Genomic DNA, 8,051 nt, shown 5'->3' on the forward strand with positions numbered 1-8,051 from the left:
CATCAAGCCGCCTCGAGCTGGCGCGAAGCCGCAACAAGGATGGAGCGCGTCGTCGACGCTGCCGCCGTAGTCTCCTCGATGGTCCAGGACGGGTCGACCAGGAACGCGATGCTCGTTTCACCCATCTGCCGCGCGACTGGCAGTCGTTCGGGCGGCGCTACGCCGGCATCCGCGAAGGCATGCTCCAGATAAATCTCGGAGCAGCTACCCGAGAAGCATGGAACGCCGGCCGCATTGACGGCCGCAATCAGCTCGTCCCGCGACCATCCCGAAGACAACATCTCCGGCTTGATATAGAAATAGCATCGGTACCAGGCATGCCTGTGAGCCGGATCGAGCCGGGGCGTGTGTAGCATCGGCAAATCGGCAAGCGTCCTTATCCAGATGTTGGCGTTGCGCTCGCGTTGGCGAACCCAGTCTGGCAGACGTTCGAGCTGCCGCAAACCAAGCACGGCCTGGATGGACGTCATGCGCCAGTTCGTGCCGACGCTGTCGTGCAACCAGCGGAACCCGGTCGGCCGATGAGGGGCAAAGACCACATTGTAGTTCTTGCCGTGGTCCTTCAGGCTCCATGCGGCGAGCCACAATTTCCTGTCGTCCATGGCGACAAGTCCGCCCTCGCCGCCGGTCGTGATGATCTTGTCCTGGCAGAACGAAAACGCCGCGATATCACCGAAGGAGCCGATCGGTCGTCCGTTGTATTCGGCTCCATGCGCCTGAGCGCAATCCTCGATGACCTTGATGCCAGTGCGCTTTGCAAGCTCCATGATCGGCGCCATGTCGCACGGCCATCCGGCGATATGGACGACAATGACCGCCCTTGTTCGCGCTGTTATCTTCGGCGCGATCGTTTCAGCGGAAAGATTGCCCGATGTCGGGTCGACATCCGCGAAGACAGGTGTTGCGCCGGCGAACATGACGCAAGCGGCCGATGCGACGAAACTGCGGGGCGTTACGATGACCTCGTCGCCGGCGCCGATATGGAGGATCTTCATTGCAAGATCGAGCGCGAGGGAACCATTGGCCAGCGCCACCGCATGGCGTCGGCCGAGGCTGCGCGCGTAGGCTCGTTCGAATGTCTTCACATGGTCGCCGGTCCAGGCGTTCACCCGGCCAGACCGCAGAACATCCACAACGTCGGCTATCTGCTCTTCATCGTAAATCGGCCAGCGTTTCATCTTGGAGCACTCCTAGAATTCACATGACATTTCTCAGAAGGACAAAGGCCTCGGCCGCCCTCAGATGGACAGCGGTGCCCCTGACAATCGCCAGCGCCCGTAATGTTTCGATCGAACGCTCGTGCGGGAAATTCTTCATCTGCGAACCGAACATCGACGCAGCTTCGAGTTTGCGGTCGAGTGTCGATTCGATGTCTATGAAGACATTCGGCACGAAGGTCGGCGTGACATAGGGTGCATTCCAGTTCGTTTCCGACACCGTCTCGTAGGCCATGATCGTCCGTGGGTAGTGAGCCTGGGTGGGACGAGCCGCGACCAGCGACGACAGGAAGATCAGTTGGTGATCCATATGCACATCGCCGACGAAGGGGATCAGCAGCGTGTCCGGCTTGACCTCCTGCAGCAGAGCCTGCAACGCCGCGTTGACGGTCGAGTGTGGTGTCTGGGCGATCTGCGCCGCAGGCAGATCAAGCCAATGCGTCTGTCGTACGCCCAAACAGGCATGGGCCGTTTTTGCCTCACAGCGAACCCGTTGCGTCATCTCTTCCGTGAAGGCAGGTGGGCAGCCTCGCGTAACCACTGCAACATGGGCTTCCCCGCCTTCGGCAGCGATCCGGGCTATCGTGCCGCCACACCCCAGGACCTCATCGTCAGGATGCGGCGCGATCACCAGGATTCGACCAAGGGCTGGGCTCATGACCGAACCGTCCCGGCGGGCATCGCCTTCAGAGCGTGATCGACATGGCGGCGGTCAATATGTTCGCCCAACAGTGCCACCAGGACGGTCAGAACCAGTATCTGCAGATCAAGCCACAGGCTGCGGTTGCGCACATACCAGAGGTCAAGCGCCAGCTTTTCATTGTTGGTGAGGCGAGTGTTGCCGTTCACCTGTGCCCAGCCGGACAGGCCGGGCCGGACCGTACTGCGAATGCGCCCCAGCTCGCCGAACTCGGCGACGGTGGCCGGAAGCAACGGGCGCGGTCCTATGAACGCCATGTCGCCTGTGGCTATGGAGAGAAGTTGAGGCAGTTCATCGATACGGATGGCGCGCATCAACCGAGTGGCGGATGTCTCACGCAAAGCGTCAGGGAGCAGCGCGCCATCTGCATCTCGCCTCTCGTGCATCGTTCGAAACTTGCAGATGACAAAGGGACGAGTTCCCAGCCCGCTGCGAGTCTGCCGGAAGAATAGCGGACGGCCCACACTCAGCCAGACAACCGCGGCAGCCACGATCCATAGCGGCAGGCTGAGAACCAAAAGCACTACCGATGCGATCCTGCTGGGCATCGCCCGGCCGATCGGCACTCGAGCAGTCCACTCGCTGGTGCGAGCGATCGGGTTGCTGAGGCCGATCATTGCGACGGTCCGACCTGGACGGAAGGGGGAGCCGCCAAAGGAGCGTCCAGACGGCTTGCCAGATCCAGGGCATTGTCCAGGCGGTTTATCGACACCAAGATCGTATCGCCGGCCACAACCGCATCGTCGAGGGTCGCCACTTTGGTGGCGACCTGGCCGTTTAGCTTGCGGCGGATCTGGTAAGTGAACGCGATGGTGTTGTTGGTCCGTGTCTGCTCCGCGGCCAGTGAGCTCAGCAGCAGGATCTGCTCCTCGGTCGACTCGCGGACTGCGATCAGGCGTTCGATTTCAGAGTTGTGGGCTTGGAGGTCAGTCAGCGCGGTGTGCGTCCAGGTCTGAGTGGCGTCATCAAGGTCGCGCTGCAACTGGCTCAATTCCCGGCGCACTGTCGACGCCTGATTGTAGATTTCAAGCAGATGCGATTGCTGCGTGGTCGCCTCGCGCTCGGCGTTCGAGAGGTCTGTAAGCGTGACCAGACCTTTTTTGTTGAGGGCCCTGATGCGCTCGAGATCGGCTTGCGACGAAGCGATCACCGTCTTCTGTATCTCCGAAAGCTGTTGAATATTGGCGAGGGCGACATTCACTTCGTCGATCCCCGCCGAGAGCTGCTTGCGACGTGTGGTCAGCGCGTGTTGATCTGTCTCAAGGATGCGCTGTTCCGTCGGGAGCAGCGTTGCGATCAGATTGGCGTTCATGAGGCCCTTGACCTTGGCGGGCATATCCTGTTCCGAAATCTTGTCGTTGTTTGCCAACTGGGCCTTGATGCGCGCAGCAGCGATTGCTTCCTTGGCGATCTGGACCACGCTTTCGTCAAGAGTTCCGCGCAACCGGGCGCGCGTCACGACGCGGTCCTCGGCAGTGGCTCCGCCAGTCGATTGGCCGCCGGCAAGCGCCACTGCCTGCTCGACAGTCAGTGCTGGTTGATATGGAAACGAGCCCGGCGCCTTGACGTCCCCAAGGACGAAAATTGGACGGAAGCTGACCACCGCCAAGGCTATATGCGGGTCATTGAAGAACTCGCGATCGATGAACGCCTTACGGATATGGTTCAAGGCGTCGGGGACCGTCAGGCCGCCAACCTCGAAGCTGCCGATCAGCGGAATGTTGACTGCGCCATCACTGGCTACCGTCAGCTGTTCGGCAGGAAGCGAATCGTCGATGAAGTCGAACGACACCACATCGCCGACCGAGAGCTTGTAGTCATCGTTCGCCGCGGCCCAGGCAGCACTATGGCAAGCCAGGATCGTTGCAATCGCGGTAACCGCAATCCCTACAGTCCCTAACGCCTTCACAAGGATACCGACCCAGGCGCCTATCGATCGCCCGCTCCGCGCCGCATTGCAACAAGACGCCATGGAAGCCCACCACAGTAATTTCCTGTGAAGACCCTAGCGACACCTGCGCGAGGACCATGAGTCATACCTTTGGTGGAGCAGTGATAACCTTCGGTCTCGTGCCCACCCAATTTGGCTAACTGGATGTCGGCCGCAACCAACGTATGGTGCGGCTGGATACTGTCGGCCGATTGAACGCTTCCTCGTGACGGAGCGCCGCAGGCAGCTGGGAAGCTTTGCGTGCACACAAGTGTTCTACACACAATCACCAGTCTCGACGTTGGCGGCGCCCAGGTCATGCTCGCCCGCTTTCTTGGCCGGGTCGACCAAAACCGCTTCTCGTCTTCGGTTCTATCGCTGCTTTCACCCGGGCCGTTGGCCGCACAGGTGGAGCATACAAAATCGGGGCTCGTGTCGCTCAGCATGACGGAACGACCGCGGCCGCGCGATGTCGTTCGGCTGACGCGATCAGTAAGCAGGGCCGCCCCTGATCTTCTTCATGGATGGATGTATCACGGCAACCTCGCGGCAACGCTCGGCTCGGTGCTGGGGCTCAATTTCTCGCCGGTAATCTGGAGCATCCATCACACAGTTCGCGATCTCGCCGACGAGAAGCCGTTAACGCGCCATCTGATCCGGCTCTCTGCCCGTCTGTCGGGTCGCGCCAGCGCGATTTCATATTGCTCACGCGTGGCCGCCGACGATCACGAGCGTCTGGGCTTTGATCCGCGTCGGAGGGTGGTTATCCCGAATGGCACGGACTGTGATCAATTCTCTCCCTCGGCCGATGCCGGTTCGAAATTGCGCCGCCTGTTTGGCTTGCCGGCCGAACGGCTGATCATCGGCCACGTGGCCCGGTTTCATCCCATGAAGGACCAGATCAGCCTGGTCCGGGCCATCAGCCGTGTCCTGGCGCAGGGGTACGATGTTCAGGGCGTGTTTATCGGGGAGGGGCATGTCGACGGCCCGGTGCGGGTTGCTGCCCGCGAGCTCGGCATAGACGACCGGATTACAACGCCGGGCATCCGCAGTGACGTTGCCGACCTCATGCCGGGCTTCGATGTCTACGCGCTTTGCTCAGCCTGGGGCGAGGCCTTTTCCCTTGCCGTCGGCGAGGCGATGGCAAGTGGCGTACCGGCGGTGGTCACGGCAGTCGGCGACTCCGGCTGGCTGGTCGGTGACAGCGGAGTGGTCGTCCCACCGGGGGATAGTGATGCACTGGCCGCCGGGCTGATCAGCCTTGTCCGCCTTGAGCCGGCCGAGCGCCGCGCTCTGGGCCAACAGGCGCGTCGCCGGGTCATGGAGAACTTCTCGCTGTCGCTTTACGTCGATAGGCACCTGGAACTCTACGGAACGGCTCTGGGCCGTCGTCGCCATATCTCGGTCCGATAGGAGCGACTGGTGGTTGTTACGCATGCGAATGGAAGAGATCATTTTCCTGCTGCCGGGGATGGTGCGATGCGCCGCAAGCGGATCGTCGTCATCGCCAGTCTGACGCGTTCGCTCGTCAATTTTCGCCTCGAATTGTTGAAAGCCATGGTCGCCGCCGGGCACGAGGTCATCACACTCGCCCCCGATAATGACGAACAAGCCATCGCCAGGCTGGGTGCTATTGGCGTGAGCTTCCAACAGATTCCAATGGCCAGGACAGGCACCAATCCGCTGGCAGATCTGCAAACGCTCAAGGCGCTTTACAGGCTAATGCGCCGCCTGGCTCCGGACATCGTCCTGCCGTACACGATGAAGCCTATCATCTATGGTGGACTGGCGGCCCGGCTCGCAGGAGTACCTCGGCGGTTTGCACTCTTTACAGGGTTCGGCTTCATATTCAGCGGCAGCGTCACCGGATTGCGCGCAACTGTTCTGCGCCGGTTGAGCATTGCTCTCTACCGCTCGGCCTTGATCGGTTGCGAAGCTGTTTTCGCCTACAACGAAGCCGACGCTTCCGACATCCGACTCCATAGGATGGTTTCTGCGAAAACGCCGGTGATCAAGGTTGCAGGTTCCGGGGTCGATCTGACGCTGTTTGCCGCCAGCCGTCCACCGCCGGGGCCGCCCGTCTTCCTTCTGATTGCCCGCTTGCTTCGTGAAAAGGGGATTGCCGAGTTTGCCGCCGCCGCTCGCATCCTGAAGACCAAGCACCGTGCCGCGCGTTTCCAGATTCTCGGGCCATTTGATCCCAGTCCTCTCTCCATCTCGAAAGCCGAAATGGACCAGTGGACCAAGGAAGGAGCCGTGGAGTATCTCGGCGAAACGCACGATGTCAGCCCCTATCTGACCGCATCGACGGTGTTTGTACTGCCTTCCTACTATCGCGAGGGCATTCCTCGCAGCGCGCTGGAGGCCCTGTCGACAGGGCGGCCGATAATTACGACCAACGCACCTGGCTGCCAAGAAACCGTCATCGACGGGGAGAACGGTTTCCAGGTCAATCCGCGAGATGTAGATGCTCTGGCCTCGGCGCAGCGCGCCTTTCTTGAAGATGAGGAGCTCGCCGTGAAAATGGGCGCCAACTCAAGAAAGCTCGCGGAAGAACGCTTCGACGTTCACAAGGTAAACCATACCCTGCTCGAGGCGATGGGACTATAGCCGGTCGGGCCTTCACGACAGTCAAACGGGGAAATAGCGCCGGATCTGCTGCCGTCTCAGATAGGCTTTCCGGAACGCACCATGAGCCTGTTGGAAAGGGTCCACCCGGTTGAACACCCAGCCGATCGATGGGCCGCCGGTGAACCGCAGACGCTCGACGACCTGGGAGAGAGCCTCTTGCGTTGTGCTGTCGCACGCGGCCACGACCACGACAGTGTCCACAGAGGCAGCAATCCTGACTGCGTCCTCCAGAACGAGCATAGGCGGTGCGTCGATGATCACCACGTCGTACTCCAGCCGGAACGCTTCCAGTAATTTGGCAAGCTGGCTGGAGTTGAGGAATTCCGGCGAGGTCTGGTCGTCGGCACGCGGCGCCATCACATCGAGCTGCGGAATTTCAGGCAGGGTTTGGACGATTTCCGCCAGACCGCAATCTCCACGCAAATAGTCATCGAGTGTCTTGCTGGCGGAGCCGAGCCCCATGGAGGTGTGGAGGTGGCGGGTTCGCAAATCCAGATCGATCAGCGCAGTCAAGGCGCCATCCATTCCAGCGGCCATGGCAAGGCCCATCGCTGTCGTTGTCTTGCCTTCCTGGGGCAGGCCGGAAGTGACCAGAACAACATGTTTGACCCGCCCGCCGTTCATCCTGGTGCAGGCACTGTAAAGCGATCGGAAAGCGTCGGAAAAAGCCGACCGTGGTTTTGACAACAGGGTTTCGAGAGGGGGCAGGGCGGGACGCAGGAACTTCCGGGGCAATAGCGGGATCGACGCCAGCAGGGGAACGCGGATCAGCTTCGATACCCGTCGCGAATCCCGTACCCGTCCATCCATGCTTTCAAGTGTCAGCACAAGAATAAAGGCCAGAACAAGCGACGCTGCGAAACCGCCTGCCAGCATCAAGCGAAGCTTGGGAAAGGTAGGGGACGTCGGGATCTCCGCTGTGGAGACGGTTCGCACGCCGGGCTCGACCGCGTCGGAAAACGGGTCGAGACTGCCAAGCTTGCCGGACACAAGGTCGTTGAGTTTTTGCTCGGTCAACAGGTCGTTGTTCAGTTCACGCAACTTGGCTTCAGCCAGGCTCCTTTGACGCAGCTCTTCGTTGGAAGCCTGCAGGCTCTTGGTGAGCTGGTCCACCCGGCCTTCGTCGACGCGCACCTCATTTTCCAGGATTGCGATCGTCCGCAGCATCTCTTGAGAAATCATCGCACGGACGGCGGCAATTTTTGCATCGGCCTCTTGCACCAAAGGATGATTTCGACCGTAGTTGCCGGCAAGTTGCGCGCGATCCCTCGTTGCCGCCGCTTCGTCGTTGCGCAGGGTCGTCAGGAAGTCGGATGAGAGCAAGGGATCGACGCCGGCCCCTGTGTCGCCGTTCTTGGCCGCAAGCCTGACCTGGGCGAGGCGCGCCTGCGCTTGCGTGTACTCACCTCTGGCGGTGCTGAGCTGATCGTTGGCCTGCTGGATCGAGGCGCGCAGCAGATCATCGCGCGGATCGCTGGAAACGCCGTGTTCGCTCGCATATTTGGCGATCTGGCCTTCTATCGCAGCAATCCGCGACGCAAGCTCGGTCGATTGCTGTCGCAAAAAGCCGACG

Annotated in this window: 7 protein-coding genes; 2 read left to right on the forward strand and 5 right to left on the reverse strand. The window is 60.9% G+C overall.

Annotation, left to right across the window (positions count from 1 at the left end):
* Positions 1 to 2: 2 nt before the first annotated feature.
* The 4 genes from EN993_RS26750 to EN993_RS26765 are packed head-to-tail and all read right to left on the reverse strand — an operon-like array spanning position 3 to position 3,889.
* Positions 3 to 1,178, reverse strand: coding sequence for a DegT/DnrJ/EryC1/StrS family aminotransferase (locus EN993_RS26750; RefSeq protein ID WP_126068056.1), 1,176 nt, complete (start codon positions 1,176 to 1,178; stop codon positions 3 to 5).
* A gap of 19 nt (positions 1,179 to 1,197) precedes the next feature.
* A complete protein-coding gene (locus EN993_RS26755; protein WP_109672179.1) occupies positions 1,198 to 1,875 on the reverse strand; it encodes a PIG-L deacetylase family protein in 678 nt (225 codons plus the stop codon).
* Positions 1,872 to 2,534, reverse strand: coding sequence for a sugar transferase (locus EN993_RS26760; RefSeq protein WP_127265263.1), 663 nt, complete (start codon positions 2,532 to 2,534; stop codon positions 1,872 to 1,874). The genes EN993_RS26755 and EN993_RS26760 overlap by 4 nt, the downstream gene beginning before the upstream one ends.
* On the reverse strand, positions 2,531 to 3,889 hold the full coding sequence (locus tag EN993_RS26765; RefSeq protein ID WP_127265264.1) for a polysaccharide biosynthesis/export family protein: 1,359 nt from the start codon (positions 3,887 to 3,889) through the stop codon (positions 2,531 to 2,533). The genes EN993_RS26760 and EN993_RS26765 overlap by 4 nt, the downstream gene beginning before the upstream one ends.
* Before the next feature lie 219 nt (positions 3,890 to 4,108).
* On the opposite strand from EN993_RS26765, the gene EN993_RS26770 reads away from it, so the two are divergent.
* Both EN993_RS26770 and EN993_RS26775 read left to right on the forward strand, forming a co-directional pair.
* Positions 4,109 to 5,260: a glycosyltransferase gene (locus tag EN993_RS26770; RefSeq protein ID WP_281038499.1), complete on the forward strand. Its 1,152-nt coding sequence runs from the start codon at positions 4,109 to 4,111 to the stop codon at positions 5,258 to 5,260.
* A 9-nt stretch (positions 5,261 to 5,269) separates the two neighbouring features.
* Positions 5,270 to 6,457 carry a glycosyltransferase family 4 protein gene (locus tag EN993_RS26775; protein ID WP_245468976.1) on the forward strand — a complete coding sequence of 396 codons (1,188 nt, stop codon included), beginning with the start codon at positions 5,270 to 5,272 and terminating at the stop codon, positions 6,455 to 6,457.
* A gap of 21 nt (positions 6,458 to 6,478) precedes the next feature.
* Here the strand turns inward: EN993_RS26775 and EN993_RS26780 are convergent.
* Positions 6,479 to 8,051, reverse strand: a 1,573-nt coding sequence (locus EN993_RS26780; protein ID WP_164757826.1) for a polysaccharide biosynthesis tyrosine autokinase, incomplete at its 5' end; no start/stop codon positions are given.

This window comes from Mesorhizobium sp. M7D.F.Ca.US.004.01.2.1 (genome assembly GCF_003997785.1).
Taxonomy (GTDB): Bacteria; Pseudomonadota; Alphaproteobacteria; order Rhizobiales; family Rhizobiaceae; genus Mesorhizobium; species Mesorhizobium loti.